Raw genomic sequence first — 21,448 nt, forward strand, 5'->3', positions numbered from 1 at the left:
AGCGAGACTGGGTCGATGCGACTGCTGGAGCGCGGCAGCGCCTTGGCCGAGCTGCAGACGGCGTACGAGGATCTGCGGCACGGGCACGGGAGCGTTGTCCTCGTCCAGGGCGAGGCCGGCATCGGCAAGACCAGCCTGGTGCGGTGGTTCCTCGCCGAGACGGTCGACCCCGCGCGTAAGGCATCCGGCACGGCCCCCGCTCGTACGCCGCGGCGTGACGTCCGCCTGCTCGTCGGCTCGTCCGACGACCTGGTCGTCCCCCGCCCGCTCGGTGCGGTCCTGGAGCTCGCCGAGGCGGAGCCCGACCTCGCCGACGCGCTGGCCGTCGGCGCCGACGCCCCCACCGCCGTCCTCGCGGCGGCGCGCGAGGAACCGACCGTGTGCGTGCTCGAAGACGTGCACTGGGCCGACGAGGCGACGCTCGACGTCATCACCGTCCTCGCGCGTCGGATCGAGGAGCTCCCGCTGCTCCTGCTGCTCACGTTCCGCGACGACGAGGTCGCGGCGGACCATCCGCTGCGTCGATCCCTGGCGGCGATCCCTTCGTCGCGCGCGCACCGCGTCGTCCTCGCGCCGCTGACGGTGGAGGCCGTCGGACAGCTGACGGGGGCGCAGTCCGACGCCGGCGCGGTGCACGCCCTCACCGGCGGGAACCCGTTCTTCGTCACCGAGGTGGTCTCGGGCGGGACGGGCCGCGTCCCTGCCAGCGTCCGCGACGCCGTCCTCGGCCGGTTCGCCCGCCTCTCGGAGGCCGGCCGCGCTTCCGCTGAGCTGGTCAGCGTCGTCCCAGGTCGGACGGAGGGGTGGCTGGTCGAGGCCTGCCTCGGGGACCGCGCCGACGTCGCCGACGGCGAGCGCCACGGTCTCCTGGTCGTCGACGGCGCCTCCGTGCGCTACCAGCACGAGCTCGCACGGTGGGCCGTCGAGGCGGAGCTGGCCGGCCAGCGCCGCCGCGACCTCAACCGCCTCGTGCTGCACGAGCTGGCCGCGCGTGGCGCCTCCGACGCCCGGCTCGCGCACCACGCCTGGATCGCAGGCGACGCGGACGCGGTCCTGCGTCACGGGCTCGCGGCGGGCCAGCGAGCCGCGCGCGCCCGGTCCCACCGGGAGTCCGTGGAGCTGCTCGCCCGCGCCCTGGAGCACGGACACCTCCTTCCTCCGCGGGCCCGCGCCGACGCGCTCGACCTGCTCTCGTTCGAGGCCTACACTGCCGGTCGGGCCGAGCACGCGGTCAGCGCGCGCGAGGAGGCCGCCCGCGTACGGGAGAAGCTCGGTGACCCGCTCCGCTCGTCGGACACCCTGCGGTGGCTCTCGCGGATCCGTTGGTGGGCCGGAGACCGGCCGGGAGCCGAACGGGCGGGTCGCGAGGCGATGGACGTGCTCGACGGCCTGCCCGACTCCCGCGAGCACACCAAAGCCCTCAACAACCTCTCCCAGCTCGCGATGCTGGCCCAGCGGGACGAGGACGCCATCGCGTACGGCGAGCGCGCGCTCGCGATCGGGTCCGCGCACGACGACCGCGAGGTCGTGGCCACCGCGCGGATCAACATCGGCACGACGCTCGGTCGCGTCGACCTCGAGGGTGGGATCGACATGCTCCGGCAGGCGGCCCGCGACGCCGCCGAGCTCGGGATGTACGAGGAGACCTGCCGGGCGCTGGTGAACGTCGCCTGGAACCTGAAGGACGAGCGGCTGTACGCCCGGGCGAGCGCGATCATCGACGAGGCCCTCGTGGTCGCCCGGACGAACGAGCTCTCCAACTTCTCGGACTACCTGTACGCGATGCGCGCGCTGGTCGATCTGGCCACCGGTGCGTGGGACGACGCCGACGCCGACGTCGCCCGTGTCGAGACCGCACTGGTGCCCTCGCTCGAGGCGGAGGCGCTGCTCGCCATCCGGCGCGGCGAGCCGCAGGCGGAGGCGCTTCTGGACCGCGCCTGGGCCCGTGCGACCACCTCGGCGGAGCTCCAGCGGCTGCGGCCGATCGCGTGCGCCCGTGCGGAAGCGGCGTGGCTGGCTGGAGACCACCAGCGGGTCGACGAGGCGACCGCGACGACGTACCCGCTCGCCCTCGAGGTCGGGACGCCGTGGGACGTGGGCGAGCTCGCCGTCTGGCGCTTCCGCTCCGGCCTCCTCGAGCGCGCTCCTGAGGAGTGCGCGACGCCGTTCCGGCTCGAGATCGACGGCGACCCGCGGGGAGCCGCGCGGGCGTGGAAGGAGCTGGGAGAGCCCTACTCGGCTGCGCTCGCGGTCCTGGCCTCCGACGACGTCGACGCGGTCCGCGATGCGGCGTCCGTGCTGGACCGGCTCGGTGCCGTCACCGGACTGCGGGTCGCTCGGACCCGGCTGCGCGACCTCGGGGTCGCCTCGGCGCCGCGAGGCAGGCGGGCGAGCACCCGGAGCAACCCGTCAGGGCTCACCGACCGCCAGCTCGAGGTCCTGTCGCTCCTCGTCGCCGGGGCGTCCAACTCCGTGATCGCCGAAAGACTCGTCGTGTCGCCCAAGACGGTGGAGCACCACGTCAGTGCCGTCCTGGCCAAGCTCGGCGTGGCGAGCCGGCGCGAGGCGGCCGAACAGGGCCGTCTCCTGGGCGTCGCCGACCACGAACGTGGGGGGACCGGGCGGCAAACGTAGGTGGTCCGCCCCGACGCCGCCGCCCGCCGATCTTCCTAGCGTCGTCTCCATGACCACTACCACCGCACCACAGCACAGCGAACGGATCGACGTCCCCGGGTTCCGGGGCGAGCTCATCGAGCCCGGGGACGCCGCGTACGACGACGCCCGCGCCGTCTACAACGGGAGCATCGACCGCCACCCGCGCCTGATCGCGCGCGCCACGGACGTGGCCGACGTCATCGCCGCCGTCCAGACCGCACGCGAGCTCGGCCTTCCCGTCGCCGTACGGGGAGGCGGGCACAACGCCGGCGGACTCGGCGTAGGCGACGACGCCTTCGTCGTCGATCTGTCGCGGATGCGCGCGGTCCACGTGGATCCGGCCGAACGGGTCGTCCGCGTCGAGGGCGGGGCCACCTGGGGCGACGTCGATCACGCGACGCACCCCTTCGGCCTCGCCGTGCCCAGCGGGATCATCTCCACCACGGGCGTCGGCGGACTCACGCTCGGCGGCGGGATCGGCTACCTGGCCCGTGAGTTCGGACTCACGATCGACAGCCTCCTGTCCGCCGACGTCGTCCTCGCCGACGGAACCTTCGTGACCGCCGACGCCGACCGGCACCCCGACCTGTTCTGGGCGCTGCGCGGAGGTGGCGGCAACTTCGGTGCGGTCACTTCCTTCACGTTCCGTGCCCACCCCGTCGGCGACATCGTCGGCGGGCCGATGTTCTTCTCGCTCGACCGCGTGGCCGAGGTGATGCGGGCGTGGGACGACTACCTCGAGGACGCACCTGACGACGTCACCTGCTGGTTCGGGTTCGTGACCGTACCGGCCGTCGACCCGTTCCCGGCTGCGCTCCAGGGGCAGGTCGTCGCGGCCCTGGTGTGGTGCATCAACGCACCGGCCGACCGCGTCGAGAAGGCGCTCGCACCCTTCCGGGCCATGGGGCCCGTGATGGACGGGGTCGGCCCGATGCCGTACCCCGCGCTGCAGAGCGCGTTCGACGCGCTCTATCCCTCGGGTGACCAGTGGTACTGGCGCGCTGACTTCGTCGACGACCTCGGTGACGACGCGATCGACGTGCACGTCACGCACGGGCCCACCCTCCCGACGCCGAAGTCGTCGATGCACCTGTATCCGATCAACGGCGCTGCCGGCAGGGTCGGACGTCACGACACCGCCTTCAGCCACCGGCAGGCGAAGTATGCCCAGGTGATCGTGGGCGTCGACCCCTCGCCGGAGGGGTTCGAGGAGGTTCGGACGTGGACCCGCGGTTACCACGACGCGCTCCACCCGCACTCCGCCGGCGGCGCGTACGTCAACATGCTGCAGGACGACGAGGGGCCCGACCGGGTGCGGGGGAGCTATCGCGACAACTTCGACCGGCTCACCGCGGTGAAGGACCGGTACGACCCGGGCAACGTGTTCTGCCTCAACAAGAACGTGCCACCGAGCACGGGGAGCAGTGCCTGACCGGGAGTGTGGAACGATCGGACGGTGAGTTCGCTCGATCCGTCCCAGGTCTGGACCCGGTTCACCCGCGATCCTCGTGACCCGTCCGCGACAGCGCTGCGCGCCGGCGACGCCGACCGCGCCGTGCTCGCGGACGTGCTGGGCGAGGCGTTCTCGGACGGGCGGCTCGATCGTCTGGAGTACGACGAGCGCAGCGACGCCGCCGTACGGGTCCGGACGTATGGCGAGTTCCTGCCGCTGCTGCAGGATCTCGTCCCGACCAGCGGTGCGGCCGCTCCTCCCGTACGCCGTGCGCCCGCGGGCGACCTCGAGCGGCGCGCCGTCGCCGCGTACGAGCGCAAGCGCCGCGACGCGTGGGTCGAGGCCGTCACGATCACGCTGATCTGCGTCGGCATCTGGGGTGCGATCAGCCTGGCCGGCGGGTGGAACCCGCACTTCCCGTGGCCGCTGATCGTGGCCGCGGTGACGTTCGCCGACGCGATCGACAAGACGTTCAGCCGTGACAAGTACCTCGGCAAGGAGCGCGAGAAGCTCGAGAAGCGCGACCGCAAGGAGCAGCGCAAGCAGCTGCCCGAGTCCTGACCGATCTCCCGACAGGTCGGGACACCGGCCTCTGGGGCCCGGGACGTCAGGACGGCGACAGTGCTCTGGTCATCAACGACCAGAAGGGCACTGACATGAAGGATCCGACATCGATGGGCGAGGTCTTCCTCGCCGACCCGCCGGCACGAGCCGAGCACGTCGCGGCGCCGGCCCGTACGCGGGGCTGGGCGGTCACTGGCATCATCGCGGCCGTCCTCGGCCTCGTGACGATCGTGGTTTCGCTCGGGCTGTGGGACCCGGACCTCGACTACTCCGATCCCACCGCGATCGCGGGTCGTCTCCGCGAGGCCCAGGCGCAGCTGATCGTCATGCACGTCGCGATGGTGACCGGCATGATCGCGCTCGTCGTCTTCGCGTTCGGCCTGGCCCGTCGGCTCAACGCCACGCTGCCGGTCGGGAGCCTCCTCGGGGGCGTCGCCGCCGCGGGCATCGGCCTGACCGCCGTCGCGAACCTGCTCGGATCCGGTCTGGACACCGAGTTCCTCTTCGCCGCAGACGTCGTCGAGAAGGACGTGCCGGAGACCATCGCGTTCTACAACCACTGGATCGCGACGATCCCGTGGCTGTGGGTCGGCGCCGGACTCACGGGCGTCGTGCTCGCGATCGCCGCGCTCAAGCACAAGGCCGCTCCGCGCTGGATCGGCATCGTCGGCCTGACCCTCGGTGGGCTCACGCTCCTGCTCGGCATCTCGCCGCTTCAGTACATGGCCGGCTTCCTCGGGCCGATCTGGCTGCTCGTCACCGCGATCGGGTTCACCTTCGGCGACAAGGCGTACCGGAACGCCGCAGCATGACCTGGACGGCGGGGCAGCACGGGGGAACGAGCTCGCGTAAAGCAGCAACGGGGGTGGGCTCGTTCCCCTATCGTCGGGAGATCATGAGCGATCTCGTGGCGCCCGCCGCCCTGCCGGACCCCGCTCCGACACCCGCAGACGGTGCCCCGCGGACCGCCCGCGCGGTGGTCCTCGCGGCGTGGGTGCTCGGCATCAGCGCGATCGTCGTCTATGCGCTCACGACCCCGAGGATCGGGGCAGACTCGCTGTTCCTCTTCGTCGACGCCAGCGTCGCGCTCGTGTACGGAGCGGTCGCGGGGGTGCTGCTGACGCGGCGGCAGCACCCGGTCGCCTGGCTCTTGGCGGTGGCCGCGATCGGTGGCGGCATGGCGGCCTTCGGTGGCGCCTACCGTGGCGCGGAGGCGGTGTGGGGGTGGCCGTCGCTGCCGTGGGTGGTGTCGTGGTTCAGCTGGGCGTGGGTCCCGGGCACGATCGCGCTCTTCATCGTCGTGCCGTGGCTGATGCGCGACCGCGCGCTCGGGCCGTGGTCACGGGTCGGCCTCGCGCTAGGTGTCGTCACCACGCTGGCGCTGACGGTCCAGCGGATGGTGTTCCCGATGTCCGACCCACGGGTGCTGCTCGGCGTGGTGGTCGTCCTCGGGCTGATCACCGCCGCAGCGGTCGCCTGGCGGGCCCAGCACGAGCCCGTCGTCCGCGACCGGGTCGCGCTCGGCTGGCTCACCCTCGGCGTCGCGGTGATGGCGCTCTCGTTCGTGCCGCTGCTCTGGTACGCGATCCCGCCGTGGACGATGGCCGTCCTGCACCTGGTGTGCCAGGTGCTGTTCTCGGGGGCGATCCTCGTCGTGGTCCTGCGCCAGCAGCTGTGGGGCATCGACCTCGCGGTGAGCCGCGCGCTGGTCGCCGGCATCCTCGCGGTCCTGCTCGTCGGCGCGTACGTCGTCGCAGTGCTCGGCGTGCAGGAGGCGGTCGGTGACACCCAGACCAGCCAGGTCGCGGCCGCGGTCGTGGTCGTGCTGGCGGCGCCGTTCCTGCGGCAGTGGGCAGGCCGCCGGGTCGGCTCGCTCGTCTACGGCGAGGCGCTGGAGCCGCACCGCGCGGTGAGCGCGATGGGTGCGGGCTTCGCCAGCGACGACGAGCGTGCACTGCTCGACGTGCTCGTCGCGCAGCTCGCCTCGTCGATGCGGCTGCAGTCGGTGGCACTGACGAGCGGTGGCGCGACGGTGGCCTCGTACGGGGTCCCGTCGTCCAACGTGCTCGAGCTCCCGGTGGTCCACCGCGGTCAGGAGATCGGGGTCCTGGTTGTGACCGCTCCCCCTGGGGAGTGGCTCGGAGCCCGTACGGTCAAGGCCGTCGAGGACCTCAGCGACCTCCTCGCCGCGGGCCTCGCGCTGACCCTCGCGCTACGCGAGGCCGATGCGGCGCGTGAGCGGCTCACCAACGCGCGGCTGCAGGAGCGCAAGGTCATCCGCCGCGAGCTCCACGACGGGCTCGGCCCGTGGCTCGCGGGGCTGCGGCTCGGCATGCAGGGTGTCCGCAACGCGGTCCGCCCGGATCCAGACCTCGCCGAGTCGCTGCTCGACAGCCTCAGCGGCGAGCTCGACCAGCGCATCGCCGACGTCCGTACGCTCTCCCACAGCCTCCTCCCGCCGGCGATCGAGCAGCTCGGGCTCGCGGCGGCGCTCCAGGAGCTGGCAGCGCGCTGGGAGCAGACCGGCATGCGCGTACGACTGCGGTGTGCGCCGTTGCCCACGCTCTCCGCCCCGGTGGCCGCCGCCGCGTACGCGATCGTGAGCGAGTCGGTGACCAACGCGACCAAGCACAGCGGGGTGGACACCTGCGCGGTCACCGTCGAGGTCGACCACGGGGTGCTTCGCGTCGAGTGCACCGACGACGGGGCCGGCCTCGCGCCCGGAGCACGCGAAGGCGTTGGCCTCCGTGCGATGGCCGAGCGGGCCAGCGAGCTCGGCGGCGAGGTCGTCGTCGGCACCCATGGGACGCGCGGCACGCGGGTGAGCGCGCTGATCCCGCTGGAGCCCGCCGGGGTGACGGCCGGAGGTGTCGCATGAGCACACCGATCCGCGTCGTGGTCGTCGACGACCACCCGGTGTTCCGGATGGGGATGGCCGGGCTGCTCCGCTCGCTCGACGGGCTCGACCTCGTCGGGCAGGCCGACGGGCCGGCGCAGGCACGCGAGGTGATCGACGCCGAGGTCGATGTCGTCCTCATGGACCTCGATCTCGCCGGGGAGTCGGGCGTCGTGCTCACCCGCGAGCTCCTCGCGACGTACCCGGACCTCAAGATCCTCGTCGTCACCATGCACGAGGACGACGTCTCCGTCCTGGCCGCGATGCGTGCGGGCGCGCGGGGCTATCTGCTGAAGTCGGCGGCGCCCGAGCAGCTCGAGAGGGCCGTACGCTCGGTGGCGCTCGGCGACCTCATCATGGGCCAAGGTGTCGCCGAGCGTGCCCTGTCGTACGTGGCGTCCACCCCGGGCGGGGCCTCAGGTGGTCCGAGGCCGTTCCCCGAGCTGACCGACCGCGAGCTCGAGGTGCTCGACCTCGTCGCGCGCGGCATGGGCAACGCAGCGATCGCGCGGGCGCTGACGCTCAGCGAGAAGACGGTGCGCAACCACGTCTCCCACCTGCTCACGAAGCTCGGCGTGCGCGATCGCGCCGGTGCGGTGGCGGCGGCACGCGACGCGGGGCTCGGCGCCGGGGTCTGACGCCACGGCCTGGCCCCTCACGCGGACGCCTCGACCTGGGCGGCGCGGCGAAGGACGGCGAGCGCGCGGCTGGGACGGTCGGTGATGATCCCCTCGACGCCGGCGTCGGCCGCGCGGCGGATCGCGGCGCGGGAGTTCGCGGTCCACACGTACGTCTCGAGCCCGGCGAGCTGGGCGCGGCGCACGTATGCGGAGGTGACCGCGCCGTGCCACGGGTTCACCGCCGACACCCACGCCTCGAGCGCGGGGTTGCGCGGGGTGTGGCGGACGAGCAGGCCGCGCGGCACGGCGGGCATCAGCCGCCCGAACGCCCGGAGTGCCTCGGCATCGAAGCTCTGCACCGTCACTGCGACGCCGGGCGAGAAGCAGCGCAGCACCTCGGCGACCTGGGCGACGAGGTGGGGCTGCGAGCCGGGGTTCTTGATCTCGAGGAGCAGCCCCACCCCGCTCGCCCGCAGGGTGTCGAGGACCTGCTCCAGGGTGGGCACGGGTTCGCCGGCGTGTCCGGGCCCGAACCAGGACCCGGCGTCCAGGCGCCGAACCTCGTCGTAGGTGAAGGACGGGACGGGGTCGTTCGCGCGGCGCGGGAGGTGTCGGGCGACGTCGGTGGTGCGCGCGAGCGTCGCGTCGTGGACGATGATGGGCACCCCGTCGCGTGTGGACTGCACGTCGACCTCGACGGCATCGGCGCCCTTCGTGACCGCTGCGGCGACCGCGGCGAGCGTGTTCTCCGGCGCGACCGCGCTGGCGCCCCGGTGCGCGACGACCCGTGGCCGGCGCATCGTGGTGATCGGCTCGTTCATGCGGCGAGCGTCGCGACCGATGGTGGAGCGGAGGCGAGGGCCAGGTGGACGGGAGGTGAAGGCTCGCTGAGTTCTGTTTCCGCCGCCTGGAGATGTATGCGAACATATGTTCGATGAATGGAGAGGCGACGATCCTGCACGCTGATCTCGACTCGTTCTTCGCGTCGGTCGAGCAGCGCGACGACCCGTCGCTGCGCGGGCGCCCGGTGCTGGTCGGGGGCGGGGTGGTCGTCGCGGCCAGCTACGAGGCCAAGGCGTACGGGGTCCGGACTCCGATGGGGATCGTCGAGGCCAAGGCGTTGTGCCCCGGAGCGGTCGTCGCGTCGCCGCGCTTCGAGGCGTACTCGGCGGCGAGCAAGACCGTCTTCGAGGTCTTCCGCGACACGACGCCGCTGGTCGACCCGATCTCGATCGACGAGGCGTTCATGGAGGTCGGCGGGCTGGCGCGCCTCGTCGGATCGCCCGAGGCGATCGCCGCGCGCCTGCGTGAGCGGGTGCGCGACGAGGTCGGGCTCCCGATCACGGTGGGCGTCGCGCGGACCAAGTTCCTCGCCAAGATCGCGAGCGCGTACGCCAAGCCGGACGGGCTGCTCGTCGTCCCCGTCGACGGCGAGCGGGCGTTCCTGCACCCGCTGCCGGTCGAGCGGATGTGGGGTGTCGGTGCCAAGACCGGCGCGAAGCTGCGGGCACGTGGCATCGAGCAGATCGGCGACCTCGCGGCGGTGCCTCCGCACGCGCTCGCGGCGTACGTCGGGCGCGCCGCGGCCTACCACCTCCACGCCCTCGCCAACGGGCAGGACCCGCGACGCGTCGAGACCGGACGACGCCGTCGTTCGGTGGGGGCGCAGCGGGCGCTCGGCCGGCGACCCAAGGACATGGCCGAGATCGACGCGTCGCTCGCCGGTCTCGTCGATCGTGTCACGCGCCGGATGCGCAAGGCTGAGCGTGAGGGCCGTACGGTCACGCTGCGCCTGCGCTTCGACGACTTCACCCGCGCGACGCGCTCGCACACGCTGCCGCGTCCGACCGCCCGTACCGACCGGGTCCTCCTCGTCGCGCGCTCGCTCCTCGACGTCGCCGCGCCGATGATCGCCGAACGTGGCTGCACGCTGGTCGGCGTCGCGGTGAGCGGTTTCGACACGTACGAGGGCGTCCAGCTCGAGCTGCCTTTCGGCGAGCCGGGCTCCGCGTCGCTCGACCTCGCGCTCGACGACGTACGAGAGCGGTTCGGGTCCGACGCCGTGCTGCGCGCCTCGCTTGTGAAGCGCGGCCAGGGCTTCGCGATGCCCACCCTCCCCGACTAACCCCCGGGTCACTCTCGCCCGCTCTCGGGTCACTCTCCGCCCGCTCCCGGGTCACCTTCCGCGGGCTCAGGGCTCGACGACGTGGAACATGGGATCGGGCTCGTCGGTCAACGCGAGCAGCGTCGTGAGCACCGAGGCGTCGCCCTCCACGTCAATGCCGTCGAGCGACGCTGATCCGAGCAGGCCGAGGAGCTGCGCCTTCGTCAGCTGTACGGTGACGTCCGCGCTGTCGTCGCGCCGCGTCGGGAAGTGGACGAGCGCGCCGTTCGACAGCTCCATCCGGTACGTCTCGCCGCTGTCGGTGAGCTCCCACCGGATGCTGGCGGTGGTCCCGGCCGCCTTCGCGCCGTCGAGCCGGATCGCGATCGTGTCGAACAGCTGCGTGACCGTGAGCGCACTGACCATACCCGCCGACGACACGAAGCCGGCCGGGTGGCCACCACGCAGCTCGTGAGCTCCGGTCAGGAAGCAGTTGCGCCAGGTCGCGTTCTCGGCGCCGAGCCCCAGGCGCTCGAGCACGTTGGCCAGCGCCTCACGCGCCGGCGCGTTCGTCGGGTCCGCGAAGACGGCGTGGCTGCCCAGCTCCGCGGCGAAGCGCAGGTCCCCGGCGTCGGCGTACCGGTCGACGGCCTCCACGACCTTGTCGACACCGCCGAGCAGCTCGACGTAGCGCGCCGCCTGCACCTCAGGCGGGTGCTGCCACAGGTGAGCCGGGTTGCCGTCGTACCAGCCCAGGTAGCGCTGGAAGATCGCCTTCACGTTGTGGCTGAGCGAGCCGTAGTAGCCGCGTGTGCTCCAAGCGTCCTTCAGTGACGCCGGCATCGGGAGCATCTCCGCGATCTCCGCCCCCACGTACCCCTGGTTCATCAGCCGCAGAGTCTGGTCGTGCATGTACGCGTAGAGGTCGCGCTGGTCGGTGAGGAAGTCGATGATCGCGTCCGACCCCCAGGTCGGCCAGTGGTGCGACGAGAAGACGACGTCGGCATCGTGGGCGAACAGCTCGACCGCCTCGGCGAGGTAGCGCGACCAGATCCGCGAGTCCCGCACCTGTGCGCCGCGCAGCGTCAGGAGGTTGTGCATGACGTGCGTGGCGTTCTCCGCCATGCAGAGCACCCGGTGGTCGGGGAAGAAGAAGTTCATCTCCGCCGGCGACTCGGTGTTCGGTGTCAGCTGGAAGACGAACCGCACCCCGTCGAGCGTCTCCTCCTGGCCGGTACGCGTGATGTCGAGCGTCGGAGGGATCAGACCGATCGTCCCGGCGGACGCGCGCGGCCCGAGGCCGATGCCGACCGAGCCCTCCGGCGTCGCGTCCAGCGGATGGCCGTCGTAGTAGTAGCCGCGCCGGAGCATCGCGACCCCGGCGTAGACGTTCTCCGAGACTGCGTGCTCCAGGAAGTGCTCCGGTGCCACGATCGGCACGTCGGTGTCCGCGTCGACGACCCCGAGGACGCCGCCGAAGTGGTCGATGTGCGCGTGCGTGTAGATCACGGCGGTGACCGGACGGTCGCCACGATGCTCCCGGTAGAGCGCCAAGCCCGCGGCGGCGCACTCCGCGCTGACGAGCGGGTCGATGACGATCACGCCGGTATCGCCCTCGACGAGCGTCATGTTGGAGATGTCGAAGCCGCGGACCTGGGAGAAGCCGGGCGCCACCTCGTACAGGCCGTGCCGCCCGGTCAGCTTCGCCTGCCGCCACAGGCTCGGATCGACCGTATCGGGCGTCTCGCCTGTGACGAACGCGAGCGCGTCGGCGTCGAAAACGACGTTGCCCGCGGCGTCGGTGATCGTCGCCGGAGAGATCGTGCCCACGAACCCGCGACCGGCGTTGACGAAGTCTGGGTGATCCTCGGAGTACGTGGTGGCCATAGCCTCACGGTCCGTCGCCTACAGCTCAATCGCATCGCCCGCCGAGGGTGAGGCAGGACGAGCCTGCCGGAGAGCGACCGCCACGGCACGAACGCCGATACCCTGTCGCGCAGGGAGGTCCGCATGCTGATCGGGCGCGACGAGGAGCTCGCGGTCCTCGCGACCACCGTGGCGCACGCCCGTGCCGGCAGGTCGCGGACGACCGTGGTGGCGGGAGCCCCCGGGAGCGGGAAGTCCGCCCTTCTCGAGGCTTCGGTACGGTCTCTCGCGCCGGAGGTCACTCTGCTGCGCGCTGCCGGGCACGTCGCCGAGTCCGACCTCCCGTACGCCGGGCTGCACCAGCTGCTGGCCCCCTTCGCCGCGGAGCTCGCCGGCCACGCCGAGCCTCGGGGACGGGCGCTCGCAGGGGCCGTCGCCTTCGCTCCAGCTGAACCTGTCGAACGACTCCCGGTGGCGAGCGCGCTCGTCTGGTTCCTCTCCGAGCTCGCCGCGGCCCGCGGCCCGGTCGTCGTGGCTGTCGACGACGTCCAGTGGCTCGACTCCTCGACCCGCCAGGCCCTCGTGTTCGCGGCGCGCCGGCTCGACGCCGACCCCGTCACGTTCTGGCTCGGCACCCGCGAGCCCGACGGGCTTCGCGGCGTCGGAACCACGCTAATGCTCGAGCCGCTGTCGCACCAGGAGTCGCTCGCGATGCTCCGTGCCCGCCACGCCGGCATGAGCGCCGTCGTGGCCGAACGCATCGCCGCCGAGACGGGCGGGCTTCCCCTCGCGCTGGCGGAGGTGCCGCTCGACCTGCGGCCCGCGCAGCGCCGCGGACGCGAGCCGCTCCCCGTACGGCTCCCCGTGGGCCCGTCGCTGGAAACCTTGTACGCGCCGCGGATCAAGGCGCTCACCGACGCCGGCCGTTTCGCCGTGCTGCTCGTGGCGCTGGACGACCTCGACACCGCCGCGACGACACGTGCCCTGGCCGCCGCCGGCCTGAGCCGTGACGACCTCGATCTGGGCGAACGCCTCGGGCTCGTCGCCGTACGGGACGAGCGATGGGCTCCCGTCCATCCGAGCCTCGGAGCCGCCGTCCAGGCGTCGGCGACGGTCCGCGAGCTCGAGGACGCGCACCGCATCCTCGCCGAGTGCTTCCGCGACGATCCGGTACGGCACGCCTCCCATCTCCGGCACGTCGCTCACGTTCCCGACAGCCTCGTCGTCGCCGCGCTCGTGGCGGCGGCGGAGCAGGCTGCCCGTCAGGAGGCGCCGGCAGAGGCCGCACTCGCGTGGGAGTCGGCGGCAGCGCGCACGCCGACCGGGCCCGAGCGAAGCCAGCTCACCGCCCGCGCCGCCCAGGCGTACATGCAGGCCAGGGCCGCAGGCCCCGCGATGCGCGTGCTGAGCGAACTCGTCGACGGAGCGCCGGATGATCCGACGCGGGCACGGTGGGCGACGCTGCTCGTGATGGCCGCGCTGTGGTCGCAGGAGGATCCACCCGTCGACCTCGACGCGTACGCGCACCTCGGCTTCACCCTCGTACGACGGGCCCCGGACCCAGGCGAGGGCACCGCCGCAGCCGGTCTCGATCTCGTGATGGCGGTGGTGTCGCTCGCGATGGCCTGGGGAGACGTCGGCCGTGCCCGCGGGTACGCCGATCGCTTGCGCGCGTCCGTGACCGACCAGCGGATCCCCACCCTGCACCGGGCCCTCCTGGACGTCCTCGACCTGATGACCGGGGTCGAGGGCGCGGGCGGCTTCCTGCGTGGTGAGTGGCTCGAGACCGTCGTCGCCGACGGCGGCTCCGGCTCCGACCCGACCCTGGCGCTCGGGTTCGCCGGTCTCGCCGTGTCGCACCTGGGCGATCTCGACGGATGCGTCGACGTCGCACGTCGTTGCGAGGAGCTGGCCCGCGTCACCGGTGGTGAGAGTGCGGCGCGGCTGTCGTCGAACGCGATCACCATGATCGTGTGGGAACGGCGCAGTGAGTGGTCCCGTGCGGTCCTGGAGCTGTCCGCGGCCGAGGGGGCCGCGCGCGATCACGACTTCACCGGGCCGTACGCGCACATCCTGCTGCGCCACGCCTACCTCAAGGCGTGCCAGGGTGATCGCGACGAGTGCCTCGCGCTGCTGGCCCGAGGCGTGGAGGTCGTCGAGCGCCAGAGCCCCGCGCTGGCGCACAGCGAGGCGTGCGTCCGAGGGATGCTGCTGCTGTCCACGAGCGACTTCGCCGCTGCGGCAGACGCGCTCGACGAGGCGACGGCGCTGGAGCGCGCGACGGGCGGCGAGAACCTCGCGTACGTCGCCCGCTTCCCCAACCAGTTCGAGGCCTACTGGCACTGCGGACGCGAGGACGAGCTGCTCCCTGACCTGGCCGCGTACGAGGCCCGGGCCCTTCGGGACCAGCACGGGCTGTCCCTCGCGTGGGCGGCGCGCTGTCGGGCCCTTCTCGCCGGCCCCGACGATGTCGACGCGCTTTTCGCGCGCGCGGTCCGGCTGCATGACGGCGCGACCCACGGGTTCGAACGCGCACGCACGCAGTTCTGCTGGGGCCTGCGGTTGCGCCGCATGCGGCGCAAGGCGGACGCGCGCCGGCACCTCGACGCAGCGCTCGGTGAGTTCGTGCGACTCGGAGCGGACGCGTGGACGGCCCGCACCCGGTCGGAGCTGGCGGCGTGCGGGGCGCGTCGGGCACCCCTCACCGACACCGCGTCACCCCTCGCCGAGCTCACGCCCCGCGAGTTCGAGGTGGCACGGGAGGTCGCGGCCGGGTTGTCGAACGCCGACGCCGCGGAGCGTCTGGTGATCTCGCAGCGCACCGTCGAGTACCACCTCGCCAACGTCTTCCGGAAGCTCGCGATCCGCGAACGCGCCGCGCTGCCCGCCTTCTTCGCCTGAGCCCACACTCTGGTGGTCGGCACGGATACGGGCCGGGGTGCGTCGCGCTGAGACTACGAACGACCTGACGTCTCGTCACTCCGTACGAATCGAGCACCCGCATGCGCCGCCTCGTCCTCCTGACCGTCTCCGCCATGCTCGCCAGCACGGCCACCATGACCGGCAGCCCTGCCCGAGCGGCACCGGCCGAGGTCGCGCTCTCCCTCGCCGCCGGCAACGTCGCCTCGGTGGTGATCGGGCAGGACGGGAGACCGTACGGGACCGGCGTGAACCTGTACGGCTCCCTGACCGGCACCGGCGCGCGGACCACCCTGACCCCGATGTCGGGCCTGCCGTCGGGCGTACGAGCGGTCTCGGTCGCCGCGGGGCCGACGTGGTTCTCGCTCGTACGAGGTTCCGACGGGCGGGTGTACGGGACCGGGGAGAACGGCGCGGGGCAGCTCACGGGGTCGGGAGACGTGGCGACGCTGCGTCCGCTGACGGGGATGCCTGCCGGGGTGCGTGCCGTCGACGTCGCCGCAGGCAACGGGTTCACGCTCGTCCTCGGCTCGGACGGCGTGGTGCGGGGAACGGGCGCGAACGTGAGCGGCCAGCTGACCGGGACGGGCAACCGCTCGACCCTCATGCCGCTGGTGGGACTGCCCGCCGGCGTGCGCGCGACGGCGATCTCCGCCGGCGCCCTGCACACGCTCGTGGTCGCGGACAACGGCGTCGTCTACGGGACGGGACTCAACGACCGGTCCCAGCTGACCGGCACCGGCTCCCGACGGACGCTGACGCCGCTGACCGGGTTGCCGGCCGGCAGGGTCCCCGTGGGGGTCGCGGCCGGGTGGCGCCACTCGGTCGTGCTGCTGGACGACGGAAGGCTGTACGGCACAGGCCTCAACGACCTCGGTCAGATCTCCGGTACGGGCGACCGTACGACGTTGATGCTGATGCGGCCGCTCACCACCGGGGTCACCGCCGTGGCGATCAGTGCGGGTGAGAACCACACGGTCGCGATCGGCTCGGACGGCGAGGCGTACGCCGTCGGCAGCAACGCGTGGGGGCAGGTGGGCGGCATCGCGCTTCACCGGGTCTCGTTCGCGAGCATCACCGACCGTGTCACGCCCGAGGTCGTCGGGATCTCCGCGACCAACAGCAGCCACACCCTGGTGCGCACCGCCGACGGCGTGGCGCGGGGTATCGGACGGAACTCGAACAACCAGCTCACCGCGCGCAACCCCAACCTCACGACCGTGGTGGCCCCGCTGGGCGGCCAGCTCCTCCTCGCCACGAGACGACCGACGATCCGTGGCGTGTCTCGGGTCGGAGACGTGCTCACGGTCGACGTGGGCGCCTGGAGCCCGGCCGCGACGCACTACGCATACCGGTGGCTGCGTGACGGTGTGGTGATCGCCGGGGCGACGGCGAGGGCCCACCGGCTTCTTGCGGCCGACCGCGGCCGACACCTCACGGTGGAGGTGATCGCCGCACAGGGCACGTACGCGCTCGGTCGTGCGCGGTCCGCGCCGTCGGCGAGGGTGCGGTACGGCGTCGCGCCCCGCTACGTGCGGGCACCGAGACCGCGGATCGTCGGCGTCAAGAAGGTCGGCAAGCGCCTGCGGATCGCTCGTCTCGCCCCCTCCGGGTTCGCGCCGGCACCGACCCGCCTGCGCTACCAGTGGTTCCGCGGCGCCAAGAAGATCCGGGGAGCGACGAAGGCGACGTACCGGGTCACGCGCAAGGACCGCGGCAAGCGGCTCAAGGTCCGCATCGTCGCCGTACGGCCGGGTCACCTGAGCGGCAGCCTCGACACACGCCGGGTCAGGATCTCGCGCCGCTGACCTCGCTGAAGCGACGGCGCCGGGATGACCGCGGTCAGGTGATCAGGGTCATCCCGGCCCGCTCATCGAGCGTCATCACGCGCGTACAGCCTGCAGCCGCGCTTGCTTCGGTGATGAGCGCGTCGGCAAAGTCCGCGCCTCGGCGCGTACGTCGTAGCGCGGCGCGGACGAGGTCGGGACTCTCCGTGCGGAGCTCTTGTGCGTCCAGGAGGGCCTCGAAGAACTCCAGCCGTCGATCTCGCGCGATGGCGTACGCCCGATCGAGCACCCACCACGTCTCGGTGAGCACGACCAGGCTGACGTATCCGGGCGAGTCCGCGCTCAGGCCGTCGACGACGGCGTCGGCTCGCCCGGCCTGATCCTCGTCGTCGCGAACGGCATACCGGATGACGACGTTCGAATCCAGCCCGATCTCCGATCAGTCACCGCGTCCGCGATCGCGGCGTCCATCTCCTCCACGGTGACGGGAGGACCACGTGTGCGCAGTCCGAGGGCGCCCCGGACGGCAGCAGGAATGGCGTTCGACGTTCGCCCACGCGCGTCCCGGAAACGACAAGGACCCTCGAGCCTGATGGCTCGAGGGTCCTGCATGTCTGCTGTCGGGGTGACAGGATTTGAACCTGCGGCCTCGTCGTCCCGAACGACGCGCGCTACCAAGCTGCGCCACACCCCGTGGCCCTCGTACGTCGTACGAGCAGAACGTCTCCGCGAGAGTCCCGCGCTCAGTTCCTCGGAGAGTCTACCGGACGCAGTCGGAGCACCGTCGCCTCGGGTCGGCATGCGAAGCGCACCGGCGCGTACGGCGACGTCCCGCACCCCGCGGACACGTGCAGCCACGACGCGTCACGCCCCGCGATCCGGTGCTGGTGAAGGCCTCGCGCCCGTCGGCGGTCGAGGTCGCAGTTGGTGACCAGCGCTCCGAACCCAGGCACCCGCAGCTGTCCACCGTGGGTGTGCCCGGCCAGGATCAGTGGGTATCCCTGGGCGTTGAAGGCGTCGAGCGCGCGCAGGTAGGGGGCGTGGACGACGGCGACGGCGAGATCGGCTGTCCGGTCGGCACGGTCGGGGATCGCGTCGAGGTCGTCGCGGTTCACGTGGGGGTCGTCGAGGCCCGCGAACGCCAGCGACACGCCGCGCATGTCGAGGCGGGCGGTCGCGTTGTTGAGGTCGTGCCACCCCGCCTCCGTGAACGCGGCGCGCATCTTCTCGTACGGGAGGTCCGGCGAGCGGCGCCGCTGACCCGAGGGGCCGAGGAGGTAGCGGGCGGGGTTCTTGACGGTCGGCGAGTAGTAGTCGTTCGAGCCGAAGACGAAGACTCCGGGCACGTCGAGCAGGTCGTGGTAGGCGTCGAGGAGCGCGGGCAGCGTGTCGAGGTGCGCGAGGTTGTCGCCGGTGTTCACCACGAGGTCGGGCTCGTACTCGGCGAGGCTGCGCAGCCAGCGCTGCTTGCGTGCCTGGCCCGGCGTCATGTGGACGTCGGAGATCTGCAGGACCGTGATCGGGTGGGCGCCCGCGGGGAGCACCGGGAGGTCGTGCTCGCGGACGACGAACGCGTTGCGCTCGTACAGTGCCCCGTACGCCACCGCCCCCGCACCGGCGGTCGCTGTCGCGATGAGGGCCTTCGACACGGTGTGCACGCAGCAAGGGTGCCACACCGCTGGTGGGGAATCCGTGTGCTCGCGAGCCGAAGGCTGGGCGATGATGGGGGCATGAGCGAGCTCAAGGATCGGCTGCGACAGGACCTCACCACCTCCATCAAGGAGCGCGACAGTCTGCGCGCGTCGACGCTGCGCATGGTGCTGTCCGCCGTGAGCCGTGCGGAGACAGCCGGTACGGAGGCCAAGGAGCTCACCGACGACGAGGTGCAGCGCGTCATCACCTCGGAGTCCAAGAAGCGCCGAGAGGCCGCCGAGGCGTACGACTCCGGCAACCGTCCCGAGCTGGCGCAGAAGGAGCGCGACGAGGCCGTGATCCTCGCCGAGTACCTTCCCGCGCAGCTCAGCGCGGACGAGGTGCGCGCCCTCGTGTCCGACGCGATCACCGAGGCTGGTGTCGCGGACGAGGGCATGCGCGGCATGGGCAAGGTGATGGGGCTTCTCAAGCCCCGTACGGAGGGCCGCATCGACGGTGCCGCACTCGCGGCCGAGGTCCGTACGCAGCTCGGCGCCTGAGGCCGGCACCCACCCTCATCACCGGGTCAGCTGAGCGCGGTCACTCGTCGTCGCCGCGGCCTCCGCCGCCACCGTTGCCGCCGTTGCCACGACCCGGTCGGTCGTTGCCGCCGTCGCCGCCACCGTCGCCGCCACCGTCGCCCTTCTTGTCCTTCTTCGGCTCCTTCTTCGGCGCGCGAGGCGTGTCCGCGGGTGCAGCGCCGAGGCTGCCGGGGCTGTTGAAGTTGGCGTACGGCAGGTCGTCCTGGATCGCCCGCATCGTGTCGGCCCACATCGGACCAGCCAGCGCGGCGCCGCCGACGGAGTTGAACGACATCGTGGTGCCGTTGAGCGCGGTGCCGATCAGCGACTTCCAGTGGCCGTCGCGGTTGGCGCCGGCGATCATCGACGACGTCACGAGCTTGGGCGTGTAGCCCATGTACCAGACGGCACGGCTCGCCTGGGTCGTGCCCGTCTTCGCCGCGGACGGTTTGTTGAGCTGCAGCGCCGAGCCGAACCCGCCGGACGACTGGACGCCGCGCAGGATCTGGTTCATCGAGTCGGCGGCCGCCTGCGACAGGACCTTCTCGCAGGCCGGCTTGTAGTCCATGACCGTCTCGCCGTCGGGGCCGGTGATCGCGGTGATCGGCATTGGCTTGCAGTACTCGCCGCGTGCCGGGAACGTCGCGTACGCCGCTGCCATGTCGAGCGGGCTCACGTCGAGCGTACCGAGCGTGAACGACGGGAAGGTGTCGTCGACGTCCTCGACGGGCATGCCCATCTTCTTGGCCATCTTGGTGGTCGCGCAGAGCCCGACGAGGCGCTCGAGCTGGGCGAAGTAGGTGTTGACCGACTGGCGGAGCCCGCGGGTCATGTCGAAGCCGCCGGCTCCGGTCGAGTTGCTGACCTGCCACGACCCCGCACCCTGGCTGTCGCACTGCGAGAACCCGCTGATGTTCATCGACTGCGGCGAGTTGAAGAAGGTCGACGTCGGGTAGCCCTTGTCGAGCGCGGCGGCAGCGGTGAACACCTTGAACGTCGAGCCGGCCTGGAACCCGTTGGCGCCGCCGAGCGCCTTCGGCACCGTGTAGTTGATGTAGGTCTGGCCGGCCTTCTTGCTGTTGCCCATCGGCCGCGACTGCGCGAGCGCACGCACCGCGCCGGTGCCGGGGACCACGAGAGCCTGAGCGCCGATCGCATTGTCGGTCGGCGACACGCGGTTCTCGACCGAGTTGTCAGCCGCCTTCTGGAACTTCGGCTCCAGCGTCGTCTTGATCGTCAGGCCACCGGTCTCGATGCGGTGGAGGCGCTCGTCCTCGTTCTTGCCGAGCGACTTGTCCTGGAGCAGGTAGCGGCGGACGTAGTCGCAGAAGAACGGCGCCTTGGTGCTCACGCAGCCGTTGGAGAAGGTCGTGATCTTGAGCCCGAGCGGCTGACCCATCGCGGTCCTGGCGACCTCGGGTGTGATGAGGCCCTGCGCCTGCATCGTCGACAGCACGATGTTGCGTCGGCGCAGCGCGTTCTCGGGGTAGGTCACCGGGTCGTACTCGACCGGGTTCTTGACGAGACCTGCCAGCGTCGCCGCCTGCGTCAGGTCGAGGTCGGCGGCACTGACAGAGAAGTAGTGCCGGGCTGCGGCGCCGATGCCGTACGTGCCGTCACCGAAGTAGGAGATGTTGAGGTAGTTCTCGAGGATCTGCTGCTTGCTGTGCTTCTCCTCGTAGCTCATCGCGTACTTGAGCTCGCGGATCTTGCGGGCCGGCGTCACCTCGGTGGCGGCCTTGCGCTCCTCGGGCGTCGCCGCCTGCTGGATGAGGATGTTCTTGACGAGCTGCTGGGTCAGCGACGAGCCGCCCTGCGTCTGGCCGTCGGTCGCGTTGTTGACCAGCGCGCGGACCGTGCCTTTGATGTCGATGGCGCCGTGCTCGAAGAACCGCGCGTCCTCGATCGAGACCACGGCCTGCTGCATCACGGGCGCGATCTTCGCCAGGGGGACGTCCTGGCGGTTCTGGGAGTAGAAGTAGGTGACGAGGGAGCCGTCGGCAGCCAGCACCTTGGAGCGCTGAGGGATCGGCGTCTCCCGCAGCTCGAGCGGCAACTCGTCGAACCCGCGGGCCACGCTGTTGGACGTCACACCCACGAAGGCGGCGACCGGGATCGCGAGCCCGGCGACGAGCACGCCGGCAAAAAGGCTGAGCAGCGCCATGGAACCGATCGCTCGCGCTGTGCCCATGCCGTCGTCGTCCCGATCGGTCCCCAGATTCATGGGCCCCAGGGTACGGGAGCGTGGGTGAGGCACCAAGAGATAGTCCGAAAGGACTAGTCCGAACCATCCCCAGAGGTCTGTTACATGTGTTTCGTCACCGTCAGGCTGGAGATATCACCGGCAGAGTCGGTGCACTCTCGGGGAAGG

15 protein-coding genes and 1 tRNA gene are annotated in these 21,448 nt (G+C 71.8%); 10 read left to right on the forward strand and 6 right to left on the reverse strand.

The features are described from left to right. Nucleotides 1-15 precede the first annotated feature (15 nt). The 6 genes from H4N58_RS01445 (at nt 16) to H4N58_RS01470 (ending at nt 8,206) form a co-directional block, all read left to right on the forward strand. Nucleotides 16-2,634 (forward strand): AAA family ATPase, encoded by a 2,619-nt coding sequence (locus H4N58_RS01445; RefSeq protein WP_167249354.1) that lies wholly within the window; start codon nt 16-18, stop codon nt 2,632-2,634. Between the two features lie 49 nt (nt 2,635-2,683). Next, nucleotides 2,684-4,087 (forward strand): FAD-binding oxidoreductase, encoded by a 1,404-nt coding sequence (locus tag H4N58_RS01450; RefSeq protein WP_167249352.1) that lies wholly within the window; start codon nt 2,684-2,686, stop codon nt 4,085-4,087. Between the two features lie 24 nt (nt 4,088-4,111). Continuing rightward, nucleotides 4,112-4,669, forward strand: a complete 558-nt coding sequence (locus tag H4N58_RS01455; RefSeq protein WP_167001180.1) for a DUF1707 domain-containing protein — start codon at nt 4,112-4,114, stop codon at nt 4,667-4,669. Nucleotides 4,670-4,764: 95 nt separating this feature from the next. Beyond that, nucleotides 4,765-5,484, forward strand: a complete 720-nt coding sequence (locus H4N58_RS01460) for a hypothetical protein (protein ID WP_208322843.1) — start codon at nt 4,765-4,767, stop codon at nt 5,482-5,484. A gap of 83 nt (nt 5,485-5,567) precedes the next feature. Next, complete coding sequence (locus tag H4N58_RS01465; protein WP_167249350.1) at nt 5,568-7,550, forward strand: histidine kinase; 1,983 nt, start codon at nt 5,568-5,570, stop codon at nt 7,548-7,550. After that, nucleotides 7,547-8,206, forward strand: coding sequence for a response regulator transcription factor (locus H4N58_RS01470; RefSeq protein WP_167001184.1), 660 nt, complete (start codon nt 7,547-7,549; stop codon nt 8,204-8,206). The genes H4N58_RS01465 and H4N58_RS01470 overlap by 4 nt, the downstream gene beginning before the upstream one ends. Nucleotides 8,207-8,223: 17 nt before the next feature. Here H4N58_RS01470 and H4N58_RS01475 read toward each other — a convergent pair whose 3' ends face one another. Beyond that, nucleotides 8,224-9,009 carry a glycerophosphodiester phosphodiesterase family protein gene (locus H4N58_RS01475; RefSeq protein WP_167249348.1) on the reverse strand — a complete coding sequence of 262 codons (786 nt, stop codon included), beginning with the start codon at nt 9,007-9,009 and terminating at the stop codon, nt 8,224-8,226. 113 nt (nt 9,010-9,122) lie between these two features. Here H4N58_RS01475 and dinB point away from each other — a divergent pair, with 113 nt between their 5' ends. Beyond that, complete coding sequence (gene dinB / locus H4N58_RS01480) at nt 9,123-10,313, forward strand: DNA polymerase IV (RefSeq protein WP_167249346.1); 1,191 nt, start codon at nt 9,123-9,125, stop codon at nt 10,311-10,313. Between the two features lie 66 nt (nt 10,314-10,379). Here the strand turns inward: dinB and H4N58_RS01485 are convergent, their stop codons facing one another. Next, nucleotides 10,380-12,179, reverse strand: a complete 1,800-nt coding sequence (locus H4N58_RS01485; protein ID WP_167249344.1) for an alkyl/aryl-sulfatase — start codon at nt 12,177-12,179, stop codon at nt 10,380-10,382. A 123-nt stretch (nt 12,180-12,302) separates the two neighbouring features. Between H4N58_RS01485 and H4N58_RS01490 the strand changes: the two genes are divergently transcribed. Continuing rightward, nucleotides 12,303-15,059 carry a LuxR family transcriptional regulator gene (locus H4N58_RS01490; RefSeq protein ID WP_167249342.1) on the forward strand — a complete coding sequence of 919 codons (2,757 nt, stop codon included), beginning with the start codon at nt 12,303-12,305 and terminating at the stop codon, nt 15,057-15,059. Between the two features lie 101 nt (nt 15,060-15,160). After that, nucleotides 15,161-16,885 (forward strand): hypothetical protein, encoded by a 1,725-nt coding sequence (locus tag H4N58_RS01495; RefSeq protein WP_167249340.1) that lies wholly within the window; start codon nt 15,161-15,163, stop codon nt 16,883-16,885. 34 nt (nt 16,886-16,919) lie between these two features. Here H4N58_RS01495 and H4N58_RS01500 read toward each other — a convergent pair whose 3' ends face one another. The 3 genes from H4N58_RS01500 to H4N58_RS01510 all read right to left on the reverse strand — a co-directional run bounded on the left by H4N58_RS01500 (nt 16,920) and on the right by H4N58_RS01510 (nt 18,522). Then, nucleotides 16,920-17,297, reverse strand: coding sequence for a PIN domain-containing protein (locus tag H4N58_RS01500; protein WP_167249864.1), 378 nt, complete (start codon nt 17,295-17,297; stop codon nt 16,920-16,922). 187 nt (nt 17,298-17,484) lie between these two features. Beyond that, nucleotides 17,485-17,558, reverse strand: a tRNA-Pro gene (locus H4N58_RS01505). 49 nt (nt 17,559-17,607) lie between these two features. Further along, nucleotides 17,608-18,522 carry a metallophosphoesterase gene (locus tag H4N58_RS01510; protein WP_167249338.1) on the reverse strand — a complete coding sequence of 305 codons (915 nt, stop codon included), beginning with the start codon at nt 18,520-18,522 and terminating at the stop codon, nt 17,608-17,610. Nucleotides 18,523-18,594: 72 nt separating this feature from the next. Here H4N58_RS01510 and H4N58_RS01515 point away from each other — a divergent pair, with 72 nt between their 5' ends. Continuing rightward, complete coding sequence (locus tag H4N58_RS01515) at nt 18,595-19,056, forward strand: GatB/YqeY domain-containing protein (RefSeq protein ID WP_167249336.1); 462 nt, start codon at nt 18,595-18,597, stop codon at nt 19,054-19,056. Between the two features lie 40 nt (nt 19,057-19,096). Here the strand turns inward: H4N58_RS01515 and H4N58_RS01520 are convergent, their stop codons facing one another. Next, nucleotides 19,097-21,301: a transglycosylase domain-containing protein gene (locus tag H4N58_RS01520; RefSeq protein ID WP_167249334.1), complete on the reverse strand. Its 2,205-nt coding sequence runs from the start codon at nt 21,299-21,301 to the stop codon at nt 19,097-19,099. Between the last annotated feature and the right edge of the window lie 147 nt (nt 21,302-21,448).

Source organism: Mumia sp. ZJ1417, assembly GCF_014127285.1.
Taxonomy (GTDB): Bacteria; Actinomycetota; Actinomycetes; order Propionibacteriales; family Nocardioidaceae; genus Mumia.

Bases quoted from the DNA above. Each gene is read 5' to 3' on its own strand.
- H4N58_RS01445 (WP_167249354.1), top strand. From the start codon at position 16: ATGCGACTGCTGGAGCGCGGCAGCGCCTTGGCCGAGCTGCAGACGGCG.
- H4N58_RS01450 (WP_167249352.1), top strand. From the start codon at position 2,684: ATGACCACTACCACCGCACCACAGCACAGCGAACGGATCGACGTCCCC.
- H4N58_RS01460 (WP_208322843.1), top strand. From the start codon at position 4,765: ATGAAGGATCCGACATCGATGGGCGAGGTCTTCCTCGCCGACCCGCCG.
- H4N58_RS01465 (WP_167249350.1), top strand. From the start codon at position 5,568: ATGAGCGATCTCGTGGCGCCCGCCGCCCTGCCGGACCCCGCTCCGACA.
- H4N58_RS01470 (WP_167001184.1), top strand. From the start codon at position 7,547: ATGAGCACACCGATCCGCGTCGTGGTCGTCGACGACCACCCGGTGTTC.
- H4N58_RS01475 (WP_167249348.1), bottom strand. From the start codon at position 9,009: ATGAACGAGCCGATCACCACGATGCGCCGGCCACGGGTCGTCGCGCAC.
- dinB (WP_167249346.1), top strand. From the start codon at position 9,123: ATGAATGGAGAGGCGACGATCCTGCACGCTGATCTCGACTCGTTCTTC.
- H4N58_RS01485 (WP_167249344.1), bottom strand. From the start codon at position 12,179: ATGGCCACCACGTACTCCGAGGATCACCCAGACTTCGTCAACGCCGGT.
- H4N58_RS01490 (WP_167249342.1), top strand. From the start codon at position 12,303: ATGCTGATCGGGCGCGACGAGGAGCTCGCGGTCCTCGCGACCACCGTG.
- H4N58_RS01495 (WP_167249340.1), top strand. From the start codon at position 15,161: ATGCGCCGCCTCGTCCTCCTGACCGTCTCCGCCATGCTCGCCAGCACG.
- H4N58_RS01515 (WP_167249336.1), top strand. From the start codon at position 18,595: ATGAGCGAGCTCAAGGATCGGCTGCGACAGGACCTCACCACCTCCATC.
- H4N58_RS01520 (WP_167249334.1), bottom strand. From the start codon at position 21,301: ATGAATCTGGGGACCGATCGGGACGACGACGGCATGGGCACAGCGCGA.